Below are 16,615 nucleotides of genomic sequence, written 5' to 3' on the forward strand. Positions count from 1 at the left end.
TGGGGGAGTGGTTTCACGGTATGACTTGACGTGACCCGGGTCACGCTTCTGTTCTCAAAGATTGTTTTGTTCATTGTGGTCACGCGCCCTTGGCGTTTCGGGGCCGGATAATGAAGGGGAAATCCCCAGCCGAAGGAACCCCGTGCCCGAAGACGTGCCGATGATGCAGCCCGGCAATCCACAAGCGGTCAATCCACCGCCCCGCCGTCGCCGACGCCTGTCCCTGGCCGGCCAGTACCTCGGCCTGCAGCTCCTGATCGTCGTGGCGGTCCTCCTCGGCGTGATCGCGATTTCACTGGTGCAGTCCGCCGCGGCCTTTGAGCGGGTGGAAGGCCGCCGGGCTCTTTCGGTGGCGGAGTCCCTCGCCGCGAACCCCACGGTCCGTTCATTGATCCCGACGGCGGAGCCCCGGCACGGCGCGGCCCTGCCGTCGGTTGCCGAGTCGGTCCGGACGGTGTCCGGCGCCAGCATCGTCATCCTTGCCAAGGCGGACGGCACCATCCTCACCTCGTCCGACGACCCCGCCGCCGTGGGCACCCCGCTCCCGCTGGGTGGCAGCACGGTCCTGCAGGGGCGGGCATGGACCGGGGCCATGGACGTGGGCGGCAGCCTTTCCCTGATGGCCCACGTCCCCGTGCTCGACGACGGCGGACGCACGGTGGGCATCGTCGCCGTCGGACGCCGGTATCCCTCGGTGCTGGAACGCTTCGGTGAGACGGTGCCGGATCTGCTGGTGTACCTGGGCGTGTCCCTCGCCCTGGGCGCGGCCGGTTCCCTGCTGCTGTCCCGCCGCGTCAAGCGGCAGACCTTCGGCCTGGAACCGGGAGAGATCGCCGGCCTGGTGGAGCACCGAGAGGCGATCCTGCACGGCGTGAAGGAAGGGGTGATCGCCGTGGACCCGCAGGAACGGATCACCGTGGCCAACGAAAGCGCCCGCGAATTCCTGGGCCTGCCGGAGGACTGCGTGGGCCGCAGCCTCAGTGAGCTCGGGGTGCAGCGGCAGCTCCGGGAGGACCTCACCACCGAGCAGCCCGACCCGGACCGCCTGCTCCTGGTGGGCGAGCGGCTGGTGGTCCTGAACCGCAAGCCCATGACGTCCCGCGGCCGCGTGATCGGTTCCGTGACCACCCTGCGCGACCGCACCGAGCTGTCCTCGCTGGAGAAGGAACTGGGCCGCACGCGCAGCACCACGGACACGCTCCGCGCCCAGACCCACGAGTTCGCCAACCAACTGCACACCATTTCCGGGCTCATCCAGCTGGGGGAGTTCGACGAGGTGGTCAGCTTCGTGGACGGCGTGAGCCTCAGCCGCAACAAGCTGTCCGACGACATCACCTCGCGCATCCACGACCCCGCGCTCGCCGCCCTGCTGATCGCCAAGAGCAGCCTGGCCGGGGAACGGAACGTTGCCCTGGAACTGGATGCCGCTTCCGGACTGGGCCGCGTGGACGAGGAATTCTCCAGGGATCTCACCACCGTCGTCGGGAACCTGGTGGACAATGCCATGGACGCCGCTGCCATGGACGCCGCTGCCATGGACGCCGCCGGCGGTGCGCCGGACGGCAGGGTCAGCGTCAGGCTCAGTGAGGAGGCCGGCAAGGTGACGGTTACGGTGCGGGACTCGGGTCCCGGCGTCGCGCCCGCGGAACGGGAGGACATCTTCCGGCGCGGTTACAGCACCAAGGCGTCCGACGGCGCCGGCGGCCGCGGCTTCGGGCTGCCCCTGACGCGGCTGGTGTGCCTGAGGCGCGGCGGCGACGTCGAGGTCCATAACGACGGCGGCGCGGTCTTCACCGCGACGCTGCACCGTTCACCCGGGCAAGCCGGGTCCCGGCCGGAGAAAGGAAGCCCGCAGGCATGATGCCCGTGGAAACGATCAAGGTCCTGGTGGTCGATGACGACTTCATGGTGGCCAAGGTGCATGCTGGCTTCGTCCGTCAGCTCCCCGGCTTCGAAGTGGTGGGTGCGGCCCACACTGGCGCCCAGGCGGTGGCCGAGGCCCGGCGCCTGCAGCCCGACCTGGTGCTCCTGGACATCCACCTGCCGGACATCAACGGCCTGGAACTGTTGCAGCAGCTGCGCGACGTGGTGCCCGAACTGGACGTGCTGGTGATCAGCGCGGCCCGGGAGGTGGAGACCGTGCGGCGGGCGCTGCGCGGCGGAATCGTGCACTACCTGATGAAGCCGTTTTCCGCTGACGACCTGCACGAACGGCTTGAACATTACCGGCAGAGCTACCAAGCCCTGTCGCCGGGCTCGGCCAAGGAAACCGCGGAACAGGCTGACGTGAACCGGGTGTTCGGTCTCGGCGGTACAGCGCGGCCGCTGCCCAAGGGCTTCAGCGCAGAGACTCTGCGGCTGGTGGAGGAACTGCTCCGACGTACAGCTGATGATTCCGCCGGCGCGGACCTGTCCGCCACCGAGGCCGCGGACGCGCTGGGTACCTCAAGGGTCAGCGCCCGCAGGTACCTCGAATACCTCGTGGAGGAAGGGCGGGCAGTGGTCCAGCTGCGGTACGGGGGCATCGGCAGGCCCGAACGCCGGTACAAGCGGCACGACTGAATCCCCTTGGTGGCGGTGGAAGCTCGTGGCGCTGAAAAGTGGCGTGGATGCGGCTTGTCACAGATTGCCGGCGGCCGGTGTCTTCATGCCGTAAGGCAAAGAACCCGACCCGCAGGAGGAGTCATGACCACCACCCGGATCCCCGCCGCAGAGATCACCGGCCTTTACGGCACCCTGGTGAAGAAGTTCAGCGCGAAGATGTTCGGCAAGGTGCCGGAGTCGCTGGGCGTTATGTGGCACAATCCGCCCGTGCTCAAGGCATCCATGGGCATGGGGCAGAGGCTGCAGAAGTGGAACAGCTGTGACGAGTCGCTGAAGTCCTACGCGCACATGGCCGTGGCCTCACTCATCGGTTGCACGTGGTGCCTGGACTTCAACTACTTCATGGCCCACAACCACGGCCTCGACCTGGAAAAGGCACAGCAGATCCCGCGCTGGCGCGATTCCGGGGTCTTCACGCCCCTGGAGCGGGACGTGCTGGAATATGCCGAAGCGATGAGCACTACTCCCGTAACGGTCACTGACGAGCTCGCTGCCCGGCTGCTGGAGCACCTCGGCGCAGCGGCCCTGGTTGAGCTGACCAGCGTCATCGGCTATGCCAACCTCACGACCCGCGGCAACGTCGCCCTCGGCATTGAGTCCGAGGGTTTCGCGGATGCCTGTGGCTTGAAGCCGCTCGCGGCACCAAGCGGCGCGCGGTAGCGTGGCGGGCATGAGTAGCTCCGGCGCCACCGACAGCTTGGACCTTTTCGTCACCCATCGCAGCCTGCTCTTCACGGTCGCCTACGAAATGCTCGGCTCCGCCGCAGATGCCGAAGACGTGGTGCAGGAGGCCTGGCTCCGGTGGGCCGGCCTGGGGGCCGAAGCCCGCTCGGAGGTGCGCGACCCGCGGGCCTATTGCGTCCGCATCGTCACGCGCCAGGCACTCAACCGGTTGCGCACGTTGTCCCGCCGGCGGGAAGAGTACGTCGGAGAGTGGCTGCCGGAGCCTTTGCTCACCGTGCCGGATGTCGCCGAGGACGTCGAATTGGCCGAGAGCGTCTCGATCGCAATGCTCACGGTGCTCGAGTCGCTGACTCCGGTGGAGCGGGCGGTCTTCGTCCTGCGCGAGGTTTTCGACGCACCCTACGATGAGATCGCCGAGGCCGTGGACAAGTCGCCGGCGGCCGTACGCCAGATCAGCAGCCGCGCGCGTTCCCACGTCGCAGCCCGGCGCCCCCGCATGCAGGTGGAGCGCACCGAGCAGCAGCTCGTCGTCGAACGCTTCCTGGCGGCGGTCACCACCGGGGATGTGCAGGGGCTGATGGACGTCCTGGCCCCCGACGTCGTCCTCGTAGCGGACGGCGGCGGAGTGGCGCAGGCCGCGCGGGTGCCGGTCTACGGTGCCAAGAAGGTGACCAACCTGCTGCGGTCCTTCCCGCAGGCGGCGCTCAACCCGAAAACCGCCCTGCTCTGGCTCAACGGCGCCCTCGGCATCCGGATCGACGACGAGGCAGGCGGCCCGTCACTCATCAGCCTGGTGGTGGAGGACGGCAGGATCGCCAGGATCTTCGCCATGCGGAACCCGGACAAGCTCGGCTGGCTGGAGACGGAAACCGAGCTCGCGCGCTAGCAGCGGGCCCGCTTCAGGGCCTGTTCGGTTTCAGAGTTTGGCCGGTTTCAGAGTTTGGAGAGGGGCGAGAACGCCAGCTCAAGGACGAAGGCAAGCGCCGCCGTCACTATCGGGGTGAGCAGCCAGAAGCCCAGGATCCGCAGCACCATGGGCCGGTGGGTGACCGAGAAGTTCTGGTTCGTCCCCGCGCCGAGCACCGCGGACGTGAGAGTGTGCGTGGTGGACAGCGGCAGGTGCAGGCCGATCGCGCCGATGAAAAGCATCAGCGAGCTCAGGCTCTGCGCCACGAAACCGCGCAGCGGATCGATCCGGATCAGCTTGTGGCCCAGGGTGTGCGAAATACGCCAGCCGCCGAACAGCGTCCCGGCGGTCAGCAGCACGGCGGTCAGCACCACCGGCCACAAAGGCAACTCCCCGCCGTCGTGCAGTCCCGCCGCCACTCCCGCCAGCAGCAGCACCGAAATGGTGCGCTGGCCGTCCTGCAGGCCGTGGCCGAAGGCGACGGCGGCGGCTGAAACCGCCTCGGCCCGCCGGAAACGGCTGTGCACCACGTCCGGTTGGGTGAAGCGGGCGGCCCAGGTGGCCGGCCACACCAGCAGGTAGGCCGCGCCGAAGGCGATCGCGGGGGACAGCACGAGCGGCAGGACCACCTGGAACAGCAGCGCGTTGTCCACGCCACCGATCGCGTGCCCGCCCACCAGGATGCCGGCAGCGCCGGCGCCGGCGAAGCCGCCCACCAGGGCGTGCGTGGAGGACAATGGGATGCCGCGCCACCACGCGTAAACGCCCCACAGGATGGCCGCGGCCAGGGCGGAGGCCAGGATGGCCAGCCCGCTGACGCCGTCGGGCAGGTCGAGCAGGCTCTGGCTGGATAGCAGCGCGAAGCCGCCGCTCAGCATGGCACCGGCAAAGTTGAAGACGGCAGCCAGCAGGACCGCCACCGAGGCGGTCAGCGCCCGGGTCCGCACGGACAGTGCGACGGCGGTGGAGACGTCGCGGAAGCCGTTGAGGAAAGCGAAACAGCCAGCCAGCACCAGGACGACGACGAAAAAGCCGATCGCCACGTCAGGCTTCCTTGACGATGATGCTGCCTACCTGGGTGGCCACCCTGCGCATGTCCTTGGTGACATCCACCAGCTGGTTTGCGACGTCCCGGTGGCGGGCGTACTGCGCGGCCTTCATGTCGCGGTACATTTCGGCCACCCAGATCCGGTGGCTGCGCTCGGCACGCTTGGCCAGGCGCAGGATTTCGATCCAGTAGTCCTCGAGTTCGTCCAGGTCGTCCAGCCGGCCCATGGCTTCGACCGTGAGCTCGGCCTGCCTGCTGATGATCTCCAACTGGTCCGCCGCGCGCTTGGGCAGCCGGTCCAGTTTGTACAGTGCGACCAGCTCTCCGGCGGCGTCCAGCTTCTCCATGGCCTCGTTGAGGAAGCGGGAGAGGGCATACATGTCTTCGCGGGGGAGCGGGTTGATGAAGCTGGTGCGCATGTGGGTGAGCAGCGCGAAGTGCAGCTCCGTGGATTTCGATTCGTGCCCGTGCAGCTCCTCGACGAGCCGCCCATGCTCCGTGACGGGGGCCCCGAGGATTTCCGAAAGGGTTCCGGTTGCCTCCAGGATCTTGCGGGCCATCTGGGACAGGAGCCTCAGCCCCGCGGGCTCCTGGGGAAAGAGGCGCAGCTTCACAGTGGTGTCCGTTCTGCGGAGCCGGCGGGGTGTGCGGCAACGAGGCTCGCATGACTTGACGCGGGAACGTTCACAGACACCAACTTTACGGCAGTCCAAGCTGCGCCCCGGACCGGGTGCCTGAGCCCGGAGGCCCGGCTTCGGGGTGCCCTCAGGCCAGCAGGCGCCGGCGGCCGCGAAGAGGGCATGAAAATGGTGCCGAACCGGATACGCCTCTCGGCGGTAGGCCGCTCGAAGCGGCTATAAGTTGAAGCCCGGGGGTTTCGCGGTTCGACACCAGTTTCAGTCTCATACCTCGTCCAAGCGAAGTCAACATTGACAGATTCGCGTTGGGGTGGCAGCGCGGGGTCGGCCTTGCGGCTCAGTCCAGTTCGCCCAGCCGCCAGGCGTTGGCCGCGTGCTCGAGGTCCTCCGCCGTCTTCACGAGCTGGTGCGAGCTCCGGGTGAGCTTGCTGGCGTGGCTTTCACTGGCGTGCTCCGCGCTGTCCGCGATGGTCGCCTGGCCCAGCGCTACGACTCGGCAGAACGCGGCGGAACGTTCCAGCGCGACGTCGAAATCGCCGTCGAACGCGCCCGAAAGAATGGCGTCCGCCATCTGCTTCATCTCGTCCGCTCCCGGCGGCTCCGCGGCCCCTGCCACGACGTGCGAAACCTGCGCCGTGTCCCTGCCGGCCTTGAAGTAGACGGAGATCCGCTCGGAATTCTGCATCGTGGCGGCGCGGAGGGCGTACAGCCTCCACAGCGCACCGGGAAGGGAACGGGCCGGGCTTTCGGCCCACATTTCGGCGATGGCGTCCAGGCCTTGTTCGTCCGCGAGCTTGACCAGCCGTTTGGTGACCTTGGGATCGTCGCTGTCCCGGCCGCGCCGCACCAGGGCTTGTGCCGCCAGGTGTGCAGCCTCCGAGACCCTCGCCGGGTCCGCCCCGCCCGCGAAGGGCTCAAAGTCAATGGGCGCGAACGGCTTGGGCTTGTGGTGCCTGGGTGCTCCGTTGGAACCGTTGGAGGCTGCTGGATCGCTCATGCCCCAACGCTACTCCTGTGTTTTCGCTCGTGCACTCATGGGATGGTTGGTTTCGGGGTGGGCGCCCCGGTTTGTGCGGCCTGGCGCCTCGGTTTGTTGTTCCGGGTGCTCCGTCCTGACCTTCTTTCGCGCCGGCAGTGTCCCGACACGCCGCCGAGAACCCCGCGCCGTCGTTCGTTTCGCGGCCAAAAAGGGTCAGGAAGGGCGTGCGGCGGCCGCCTTCCAAGTGCCCGACGGCGGCGCCCGCCGTGGTGTCATGGCCCCCTGTGGTGTGCGGTAGAGTATTTATCGTCCAGAAATGGACTGGGCCGGCGGTTCGCTGCCGGCAGGGGCCTTTAGCTCAGTTGGTAGAGCATCGGACTTTTAATCCGTGGGTCGTGGGTTCGAGCCCCACAGGGCCCACCCCTTTTCTTCTTCCACTCCCGGCAGGCGGCGACGCCCGGCCTTGGACTCCCGACTATTCTCGAGGGTATGGATACGCGCCCCTTCCTGGACAAAGTCATGCCCGAAGCCTGGGACGCCGCGGAGGCCTACGCGGCTACGATCAGCAAGGCGGTGTTGCAGCGCGGGCTCAGCCCCCAGGAAGTGGAATTCATCAAGGTGCGGTCCTCCCAGATCAACGGCTGCGCCTTCTGCCTGGACCTGCATTCCCGGCAGGCCCGGCACGCCGGAATTGCGCAGCAGAAGCTGGACCTCTTGCCGGCCTGGCGGGAGACCGATGCGTATGCCGATCGCGAGGCGGCCGTCCTCTCGATCACGGAAGCGGCCACCAAGCTGCCGCTGACCGGAGAAAGCCGGGCCGAGCTGGCGGCAGCCCGCAACATCCTTGGCGAGGAGGCTTTCGTCGCGGCCGAGTGGGTTGCGGTGACGATCAATGCCTTCAACCGCATCTCAATCCTCAGCGGGCATCCGGTGCGGCCGCGGGACGCCGACGGAAAACTCATCCACTGAGCAAAGAACGCGGCTATTCCCAGGCGAATCCGTCCGGGTCCGTCAAGGCGCCTGCGTCGCCGCCGATCAGGAGCCTGTGCGAGCCGGTGCCGTCCGGTGAGACGCCGGCGGTCTTGGCGAGCGAGCCGCGTTTGTTGAGCGTCAGCCTAATGGGGCCCGTGTCCAGCTCGACGTACCTGGATCCGAAGCTCTTGGCCACTGTGAGGCCGTGGTCGAGGTAGAACTGTTTGCTTGCGGCCACGTCGGTGACCCCCAGCTGGAGCACGATCGCTTCGACCTCCCGCGCGGCCGGGCCGGTGTCCTTCTTCGATGAAGACGCGACCGTCCAGATCGTGCCGTCCGGGGCCTGGACGACCCCGCCGTATCCCCACAGCGACTTCGCCGCCGGTTTGACCTCTGTCGCGCCCGCGTCGACAGCACTGTCGATGAAGGCGTTTACGGTGGCCGGCTGGGGCACGACAAGCGACATCGTGAACCCTCGGAAGCCGCTAGTCGGCGACTGCGACGCCCGCACCCGCACCCTGCCGCCCAGCCCGAAGGCGGCCGTGTAGAAGGCTTCTGCCGCCGCGGTGTCGGCGACCTCGATGGTTACGGATTCGATGGTTCCCATGCCGGACATCCTAGTGATTACGTGCCCTGCCGCCGCACCATTTCGTTGATCCAAGCAGGGGCGAACGGAGAGGTGCAGCCCGGCGGCGTCGGGTAATCCTTCAGGACCTCGAGGCGCTCGCCGATGCTGATGGCGCGGGCACGGTAGCCTGCGTGCTCGATCCCGATCCGGGCCAGGCATTCGTTCATCGCCCACTGCAGGCGGTCCGGGGCGTCCTTCATCTGCGCTTCGATGGTGTCCAGCAGCCCGGGAAGGTCCAGGCCCTCGGGCTTCCTGACGACGCGTTCGCTGGTAAGTGCCCAGCCGGCGCTCGCGGTCACCGGGTCCGGATCGGCAAGCCAGGCCTGCCGCAGCTCCTCGGCATACGGGCTCTTCTTCACCACGTAGTTCACCAGCCAGTCGTGCACCTTCGGGGTGCGGGCCTGCCGCAGCATGGTGTCCAGTTCATCGGGCCTGAACGCCTTAGGCCGGCAGATGAGCAGCGCCAGCAGCTTCGCGGCGGTGTCGTCCGTGGCCCACAGCTCCAGGGCGAGGTCCTGCTGGATCTTCAGACGCTTCGCAACCGCGCGCAGCTTTCCGAGGTTCACGCCGTGGTCGTCGCCGTGCCGTTCGTTGACCTCGCGGGCTTTTGGGTCATCGAGGGCGGCCAGTTCGGCCATCACTTCGGCGACAGCCGTTCCGTTCAGCGTCGTGCCGGCCACGTCAGTCTCCTGTCATCGGGTGCGGTTCCAAGCCTACTCGCGGTCGGCTTTCGGGAATGAAGTCTGATTTTTTGAAACGAATAACATCGGCGTGTCGCGGCGACGACGCGCCGGGGAATTCCTAAAGGGTATTGACTTAAAAATCCGCACAGGAATAACCTCCCGCTTGGGTCGTTTGATTGGCCCGCATCCGGTCCGGACGGAGCCTCTGGGGCGTTCCGGAGAGCGTGAATGTCGTGGTCTCGCTGGGAGGGGCCGCGCGCGCCCGACACCAGGCAGCGTTGCCTGGAGGCAGGCGCATTTTGGGGGTTTACGTCCGCGAGGATGCACACGATGACATGGACTGTGCTGGGGCCGGCCCTGCGGCGGATAGTATCCGCTGCGGTGACGCTTTGCATGGTGGTTGCGTTCAATCTTCCCTCCGCAATTCCGGCCGCTGCCGCTTCTGCAGGGGGCCTTTCGCGCTCCCAGGGCCTCGGGGAGTTCGTGTTGTTCGAGGGCGAGCACCAGGACGCCGCGTACACCGCGGGGGCCCAGTCCGGCGTCACGATCTCGGCGGCAGAGCTGGCCGCGGTGCAAGGCTCCGCGGCGGCCCAATGGCCGGGCTGGAACGTCAGTGGCGCCTCGGTCTTCCTCCAGGAACTGCCCGGCGACGCGCTCGCCATCACCTCCGGGAACAGCATCGCGGTGGACCCGACGGCGGCCGGCTGGGGCTGGTCCGCCACGACGGACGCGCCGGCTCCCGGAACCATGGACCTGCTGACCGTCCTCGCGCACGAGTACGGGCACATCGCCGGATTCGCCGACGTCGAGGGCGGAACCGATCTGATGACCCGCACGCTCAGCCCGGGGGAGCGGCGCTTCAACAGCCCCGAGCGGATGTACCCGGCACCTGCTGCCGAGCCAGCCGCCGAACCCACAGCCGAACCGGCACCTGCAGCCGAACCGGAGCCCGCACCCGCAGCCGAACCGGCACCTGCACCCGCAGCCGAACCGGAGCCCGCCCCGGAACCCGAGACCGCTCCGGCCGCCGAAGCCGATGTGTCCACCGAATCCATCCCCTCACCGGCTTCCGCGGCCGGAGCCCCCGTGACGGCAGAGTTCCCTTCGGGGGCAGAATCGCCTTCGGAACCGGCTCCGGCTTCGGATCCTGCTTCGACCGCCGTGATTCCGACCGCCGTGATCGGGCAAGCATCAGCACCCGCGCCGGCCCCGGAAGCGGCACCCTCCACCTGGGTCCTCGCCATGACCGGCACTTCGGCCGCCCTGGTATTCAACGCTGACGGCACGGCGACCTTCGCGGGGGAGACCCGCAGCCTCGCCGGCATCAACGCAATCAGGGTCACCGGCACCGCCGGCGACGACACCTTCACCGTCGACCGGGGAACGAACAACCCGGCCATCACGGTGACCTTCGACGGCGCCGCCGGCTTCGACACACTGGTCACGGCGGGCACCACCGCCAGCAGCCGCTCCGTTGCGGCCGACCCGCATTCGGGCACCCTGTGGCTGGATGCGACCGTGGTCAATTACCTGAACATCGAACCGATCGCCTCGGGCGACGCCAGCAACGCGGTCTACGAACTGACCGGTGGGGACGACGTCGCCACCCTCACCCTCAACGGCGGCGGCCTGCTGGAACTGAGCGGCGCTACGTTCGAGACTGTGGCATTCGCCGCACCCACCACCTCGCTGACCATCAAGGGCGGCGCCGGCAAGGACAAGATCACCATCTCCGGCAGCATCGCCCTGATGGCCGCCTGGCTGCTGGTTCAGATGGAACTCATCGAGGTGGCCGACGACGCCGACATCACCACCACCGGCGACGTCACCCTTGAGGCGGCCGACTCTGTGACGGGCGGACCCGTCCTCGGCTGCCTCGTGGCCCTGGCGACGCACTGCACCGACGTCGCCGTCAACATCAACGGCGGAAATATCAGCGCCAACAACCTCAACCTCACCGCCGCGTCGAGCATCGTCCCGGACGCGAGCCACTTCGCCGCCTACGCCATCAATGTCGATTCCAAGGCAGCGGTCAAGGTCACCGGCAACGCGCACCTGGCAGCGGCCGGGGCAGTGGTCATGTCGGCCACCTCCACCGTGGGCCCCGTGACGCTGAACAAGGACTACGGCGACCTGGCCATCATTTCCTCCGACGCCGCGGTCACAGTGGGCGGAAGCGCCGTGGTCACCGCCGGCTCCAACGTCACCATGACGTCCACCTCAACGGTCGACGCCGGAGCCACCCCCGGTTCCGCCGGCAAGGACGAAGGCGAAGCCGACTCCTCCGGCACCAGCACCTTCGACGCCGCCGTCGCCATCCTGACCGTGACCGCCAAGACCATCACCAAGGTGACCGGCACCGCGCACCTCGAGGTAATCGGGGACCTTGCCCTCGCCGCCGTCAACCACGCGACGCTCACCGCCACCGGCGACGCCAGCGACGCCAACTCCGGTGCCGGCATCGCCGTCGCGAACCTGGACCAGACCACCACTGCCTTCATCGACTCCACCAGCGCCGCCCCGACCACGGCCGCCAAGCTCGACATCACCGCCGACTCGGAGGGTGCCAACACCTCCACGACAAAGGCAGGCATCGAAGGCTCCACCCAGAACGACAAGGACCCCAACTCGGCAGACCGCGGCAACGGCCAGGCCAACACCGCCGACGGCAACATCGGCATCGCCGGCGCCCTCTCCGTCAACGTCCTGCACAGCAGCACCGGCGCCTACATCTCCGGCTCCAGGGTCAACACCACCGGGGTGCAGCGGATCCACGCAGGCTCCAGCAACGGCGCCACGGCCGCCGCGGACGGCAGCACCACCTCCGGCAGCGGACTGGGCGTCGGCGTCGCGGTCGGCATCAACGTGGTCACCCTGCTGACCGAGGCCTACCTGGCCGGCGGCGCCATCCTGAACGCCGGCGGTGTGGTGCTCGAAGCCTTCGGCCCGGGCTCCGGCAAGAACACCTTCTCGGCGGACTCCACCTCCGGCGCCGGCGGGGACGCCAGCGTCGGAGTGGCCGGATCGCTGGCCCTGAACATCATCACCGCCACCACCCTGGCCAACGTCCGAGGCGCCGGCGCCAACCTCAACGGCTCGGACCTCACCCAGACGGCCAAGGCAAACCACGAAAACAAGGCGAAGGCCAAGGCCAAGCAGAACGGCGGCGGCTCGGTGGGCATCGGTGCCTCCGTTGCCATCAACATCATCAACAACGTGGTGGAGGCCGGGCTGGCCGTCAACGCCATCCTCACTGCCGCGAAGAAGCTGGCGATGAACGCCACCACCACCGACGCCGCCACCACGGAGGCGAGCGGCGGCGCGGCCGGCGGCAGCGCGGCCGTCCTCACCGGCGTCGTCGGCATCACCATCTCGAACGTTTCCACCAGCGCGTCCGTGAGGCGCGGCGCCGCCCTCACCACCACCGGCAACATCACCGGCAAGGCCGACCAGACCGCAACTGTTGAGACCAAGGCCCTCGGCGCCACCACCGCCGGCGCCGGAGCCACCCTCGGTGCCGCGATCTCCTTCGCCCTCACCTCCGCTGAGCACCTGGTGGATTCCTCGCTCTACCGGAACACCACCGCCGGCGGCCTGATCACGATGGAGGCGGACGGCACCTCCACCACGGCCACCACGGCAACCGCCAGCGCGGCGGGCGCCGAGGGCGGCCAGAGCGCGGGCGGCAAGGACTCCTCCAACAAGGACAGCAAGCAAAAGTCCGACGCACAGCTCGGCTTCGCCGATTCCAAGTCCACCTCCACCAACTCGAACGGAACCAGCACCCCGGCCGCCAAGAACGAGGACGGGACCACCGTGACGGTCGCCGCCGCGATCGCCCTGAACCTGGTGACGTCGACGACGACGGCGCTCGCCGCCGCGGCGGCCGGCCAGCCGGCCATCGTGGTCATCGCCGCCGGGGCGGTCACGTTCAAGGCGCTCAACAACACCGACGCCAAGGCCATCGCCGACGGCTCGGCGAGCAACGGCAGCTCGGTGACCATCGGCGCCGGCCTGGCCATCAACAAGGTGATCCTGCGGAACGAGGCGAGCATCGGCGTCGGGACCGCTGTCACGGCGGGCGGCCTGAACCTCACCGCGGGCACGCGGCCGCTGGCCGGCGGGACGGACGCGGTGCACGCCTTCGAAGCGGACGCCAAAGCCGGTGCTTCGGGCAGCAGCGGCAACCTGGGCATCGCGGGAGCCTTCGCGCTGAACATCATCGACCAGGACACGCTCGCCACCGTCCATGCCGACCCGACGCCGGCCCCGCAGGCCCCGGCCTCCCCGGGCGTGGCGATCGTGGGCGGCGGAGCCGTCGCCATGGGGGCCAGCTCCACCTCCACCTCCAACGCCAAGGCCAAGGCAAGCCAGTCCGGCAGCGGCACGGTGGGCATCGGCGCGGCCTTCGCACTGAACCTCGTCAACGACACGGTGTACTCGGGAATCGACCAGGTGCGAGACCCGACGCGCGGGCCCCCGCTGACCGGAGCCGGAAGCGTCACCATCGCAGGAACCACCGCGCATACCCTGACCACCACAGCCGAAAGCGGATCAGCGGGCGGAACAGTCAGCATCACCCCGGCAATCGCGATCACCATCGCCAACATTCTCAGCAGCGCCTCGCTAGGCGCCAGCGCCACGGCCCTCACCGCCGGCGGCGTAGTGGACGCCCAAGCCACCCAGACCGTCAAGGCCACCACCACCGCCAAGGGCGACACCAAGGTGGGCAGCACCGCCGGCATCGGCGTATCCCTCGCACTGGCCATCATCGACAACGACGTCGATTCAGGCAGTGCCCGCAGCATCACGGCCGGCGGCGCCGTCAGCTTCAAGGCCACCGGGACTTCCGAAACCAGCAGCACGGCAGAGGCCTCCGCGAAGGGCGCCTCGCCGAGCGAAGGAAGCAGCGGCGGCGGCAAGGACGTCAACAAGAAGGCCGACGACAACCTCGGACAGGCCAAGAACACGCAGTCCGCCGAAACCGGCAAGACCTCCGGCACCAGTTCCACCCCGAAGGCCGCCAGCAACGAAGACGGCGGAAGCTCGGTCTCGATTGCCGGCGCGATCGCCATCAACGTCGTGGAGACCACCTCGCGGGCCTGGTTCGCCAACGGGATCACCATCAGTTCCGGCGGGATCGTCACCCTCAAGAGCCTGGCCAACACCGACGTCCTAGCCAACGCCAAGGGCGACAGCGCGGCGGACGCCAGCGTGGGCATCGGGGCCGGCGTGGCCGTGAACAAGGTGGACATCACCAACCGGGCCGTCACGGGCACCGCGACCATCACCGGCACGGGCCTGGTCCTCACAGCCGCCCTGACCGGCGGCGATACCAACGACGTGGTGCGGCGCTGGACCGGCAGCGAATGGAAGACGGTAGAGAGCGGCGCGGAACTTCCCGGCCCGTCCAAGGACGACCTCGCCTACGTCAGGACCAACGGCGGCACCGGCGGCAACGACGGCATCTACAAGTTCAACGGCAGCGACTGGACCATGGACCAGGACGTCACCATCGCCAGCGGTGCGGCCCTCCCCGGTTCACCGTCCAGCGGCGACTACTTCCTCCTCACCACCGCCCACGACGGCCACCCGCGCAACAGCGTCTACAAGTTCGACGGCACCGAGTGGGACTTCCTCACCGCGGACACGTACGGGCAGAAGGAAGAACTGCCCAAGAACGACATCGAAGAGAACGACTGGTTCCTGCTGACCGCCCAGGACGGCAGCAACGCCCCCGGCTTCTACAAGCGCAACGGCTCTCAGGAGTGGGTGGCCCAGTCGGTGACCCTGACTGACGGCGACCACTTCCCGGCCAGCCCCGCCACGGACCAGGTCTTCCGGCTCTGGGAGCACGAGGTCTCCGCCACGGCCCGCGCCGGCGCCAGCAAGGCCTCGAGCGTCGGAGTCGCCGGTGCCCTGGCCCTGAACATCGTCACCAACACCACTGAAGCCGTGCTGCAGGCCGGTGCCTCGGCAACGCTCGGCGGCTCCGCCGTCGTGATTTCCGCCCTCAGCAACGAATACGACTACGCCAAGGCCAGCGGCAAGGCCGAGGTGGGCAGCGCCACCGGCGTCGGCGCCTCCGTTGCCCTGCAGGTCCTGGTGCCCTCCACCGTCCGGGCGGAAGCCGAAAACGGCGCGGTTCTTGGCAGCGGAGGGCTCAGCGGCGGATCCTCGGTGACCGTGGACGCCTTCGGCTTCCGCGAAATGGTCACCACCGCGGAAGGCGGAACGGCCGGCGGCACCGCTGTCACCCCGGTGGTGGCCCTGCTCATCAGCAAAGACGACCACGTGATCGCCCGGCTCGGCACCGGTTCCGCGTTCAGCACCAGCGGCACCGTCAAGGTCACCGCAACCCACGTCAACCGGATCCACACCGAAGGCAACGCCGAGGCGGCCGGCAAGGACACCGCCGTCGGGATCGACATTTCCATCAACGTGGCCGTGGGCTGGCAGACGACGGCGGAAGTCGCCCGGAACGTCACCGGCGCCTCCGTGGACGTGGTGGCCTCCAGCGAAATCAAGAGCGAAGCCAAGGCGGTGGCCAGCGCGAAGGGCAGCAGCGAAAGCGACCCCAAGAGCGGCGACCAGAACGCCAACAGCCAGGTCAACGGCGACAACCCGAACACCAAGGACCAGGGCACCGGAACCCTGCCCAGCTCCAGTGGCGGCACCAACGGCAGCAATGGCGCCACCGGCGCCAACGGCAAGGCCAGCAGCGAATCCGGCAGCAGCGGCGGCGGGACCGGGGTGGCAGGTGCCATCGCCGTCAACTGGGTGGTGATGGTCAACACCGCGCGGATCACCGCCAGCCGCACGGTCACCGCCACTGCCGGCGCCGTCACCGTCCGTGCCCTCAGCCACGTGGACGCCAACGCCCGGGCCATGGGCTCGGCGATCGACCTGCAGAACGACACCGGCGTGGGCGCCGCGATCGGCCTGAACGTCCAGGACCTCAGCAGCACGGCGTCAATCGGCGCCGGCGCGGTGGTCAGCGGAAGCACCGGGATCACCGTGGAAGCGCTCACCCCGGCCGGCCAGCGCAATGACTTCATCGTCTGGGGGATCGCCGCTGGCGGCGGAAAGAACAGTGCCGGCGTTGCCGCCTCCGCGGGCGTGCAGATCCTCCTCATCACCACGACGGCGTCCGTCGGCAAGGGCGCGCAGCTGGACTCCGCGGCGGGAGGCGTGACCGTCCGGGCCACCGAGTCCATGGGCCTGCAGCTCATCGCACTCTCTGGAGGCTTCTCCACGGGCAGCGGCACCGCGGTGGGCGGCGCCGTCGCGGTCAACTACCTCGAGGTGACCACCAAGGCCTTCATCGACTCGGGCACCGCGGCCGGCCAGGTCACCTCCGTGGACGCCGCGGGCACCCTGACGATTGCCGCGAAGGCCACCCTGGTGCCGCTGGAACCGGAAACCCCGCTGCAGGGCAAGGTCACCCTGCCCTCCGTCACCAGCGTCGCGGT

10 protein-coding genes and 1 tRNA gene are annotated in these 16,615 nt (G+C 68.5%); 6 read left to right on the top strand and 5 right to left on the bottom strand.

Annotated elements, in window-relative coordinates:
- The first annotated feature begins 217 nt into the window (after positions 1 to 217).
- The 4 genes from ACZ9CK_RS00205 (at position 218) to ACZ9CK_RS00220 (ending at position 4,174) form a co-directional block, all read left to right on the top strand.
- Positions 218 to 1,861 carry a sensor histidine kinase gene (locus tag ACZ9CK_RS00205; RefSeq protein WP_476050832.1) on the top strand — a complete coding sequence of 548 codons (1,644 nt, stop codon included), beginning with the start codon at positions 218 to 220 and terminating at the stop codon, positions 1,859 to 1,861.
- Entirely contained in the window at positions 1,858 to 2,562 is a 705-nt protein-coding gene (locus tag ACZ9CK_RS00210) for a response regulator (protein ID WP_426301544.1), read from the top strand. The genes ACZ9CK_RS00205 and ACZ9CK_RS00210 overlap by 4 nt, the downstream gene beginning before the upstream one ends.
- A gap of 123 nt (positions 2,563 to 2,685) precedes the next feature.
- Entirely contained in the window at positions 2,686 to 3,264 is a 579-nt protein-coding gene (locus ACZ9CK_RS00215) for a carboxymuconolactone decarboxylase family protein (protein WP_426301546.1), read from the top strand.
- A 10-nt stretch (positions 3,265 to 3,274) separates the two neighbouring features.
- The gene (locus ACZ9CK_RS00220) at positions 3,275 to 4,174 is read left to right on the top strand and encodes an RNA polymerase sigma-70 factor (protein ID WP_476048891.1); all 900 of its coding nucleotides are present in this window, start codon (positions 3,275 to 3,277) and stop codon (positions 4,172 to 4,174) included.
- A 47-nt stretch (positions 4,175 to 4,221) separates the two neighbouring features.
- Here the strand turns inward: ACZ9CK_RS00220 and ACZ9CK_RS00225 are convergent, their stop codons facing one another.
- From ACZ9CK_RS00225 to ACZ9CK_RS00235, 3 genes are all read right to left on the bottom strand, one after another.
- Positions 4,222 to 5,238 (bottom strand): inorganic phosphate transporter, encoded by a 1,017-nt coding sequence (locus tag ACZ9CK_RS00225; protein WP_426301550.1) that lies wholly within the window; start codon positions 5,236 to 5,238, stop codon positions 4,222 to 4,224.
- Position 5,239: 1 nt separating this feature from the next.
- Entirely contained in the window at positions 5,240 to 5,857 is a 618-nt protein-coding gene (locus ACZ9CK_RS00230; RefSeq protein ID WP_476048892.1) for a DUF47 domain-containing protein, read from the bottom strand.
- Positions 5,858 to 6,218: 361 nt separating this feature from the next.
- Positions 6,219 to 6,878, bottom strand: a complete 660-nt coding sequence (locus tag ACZ9CK_RS00235) for a hypothetical protein (RefSeq protein WP_426301554.1) — start codon at positions 6,876 to 6,878, stop codon at positions 6,219 to 6,221.
- 329 nt (positions 6,879 to 7,207) lie between these two features.
- On the opposite strand from ACZ9CK_RS00235, the gene ACZ9CK_RS00240 reads away from it, so the two are divergent.
- Positions 7,208 to 7,280 (top strand) — tRNA-Lys (locus ACZ9CK_RS00240).
- Between the two features lie 69 nt (positions 7,281 to 7,349).
- The gene (locus ACZ9CK_RS00245) at positions 7,350 to 7,829 is read left to right on the top strand and encodes a carboxymuconolactone decarboxylase family protein (protein WP_426301556.1); all 480 of its coding nucleotides are present in this window, start codon (positions 7,350 to 7,352) and stop codon (positions 7,827 to 7,829) included.
- 13 nt (positions 7,830 to 7,842) lie between these two features.
- On the opposite strand, the gene ACZ9CK_RS00250 is transcribed toward ACZ9CK_RS00245, so the two are convergent.
- Positions 7,843 to 8,439, bottom strand: a complete 597-nt coding sequence (locus tag ACZ9CK_RS00250) for a glyoxalase (protein ID WP_476048893.1) — start codon at positions 8,437 to 8,439, stop codon at positions 7,843 to 7,845.
- Between the two features lie 17 nt (positions 8,440 to 8,456).
- Entirely contained in the window at positions 8,457 to 9,098 is a 642-nt protein-coding gene (locus ACZ9CK_RS00255; protein WP_476050833.1) for a DNA alkylation repair protein, read from the bottom strand.
- Between the last annotated feature and the right edge of the window lie 7,517 nt (positions 9,099 to 16,615).

The sequence above is a fragment of the Arthrobacter sp. TE26545 genome, from assembly GCF_056279005.1.

Excerpts from the sequence above, each read along its gene's own strand:
- ACZ9CK_RS00255 (WP_476050833.1), bottom strand. The coding sequence starts at position 9,098 with ATGGCCGAACTGGCCGCCCTCGATGACCCAAAAGCCCGCGAGGTCAAC.
- ACZ9CK_RS00220 (WP_476048891.1), top strand. The coding sequence starts at position 3,275 with ATGAGTAGCTCCGGCGCCACCGACAGCTTGGACCTTTTCGTCACCCAT.
- ACZ9CK_RS00245 (WP_426301556.1), top strand. The coding sequence starts at position 7,350 with ATGGATACGCGCCCCTTCCTGGACAAAGTCATGCCCGAAGCCTGGGAC.
- ACZ9CK_RS00235 (WP_426301554.1), bottom strand. The coding sequence starts at position 6,878 with ATGAGCGATCCAGCAGCCTCCAACGGTTCCAACGGAGCACCCAGGCAC.
- ACZ9CK_RS00210 (WP_426301544.1), top strand. The coding sequence starts at position 1,858 with ATGATGCCCGTGGAAACGATCAAGGTCCTGGTGGTCGATGACGACTTC.
- ACZ9CK_RS00215 (WP_426301546.1), top strand. The coding sequence starts at position 2,686 with ATGACCACCACCCGGATCCCCGCCGCAGAGATCACCGGCCTTTACGGC.
- ACZ9CK_RS00250 (WP_476048893.1), bottom strand. The coding sequence starts at position 8,439 with ATGGGAACCATCGAATCCGTAACCATCGAGGTCGCCGACACCGCGGCG.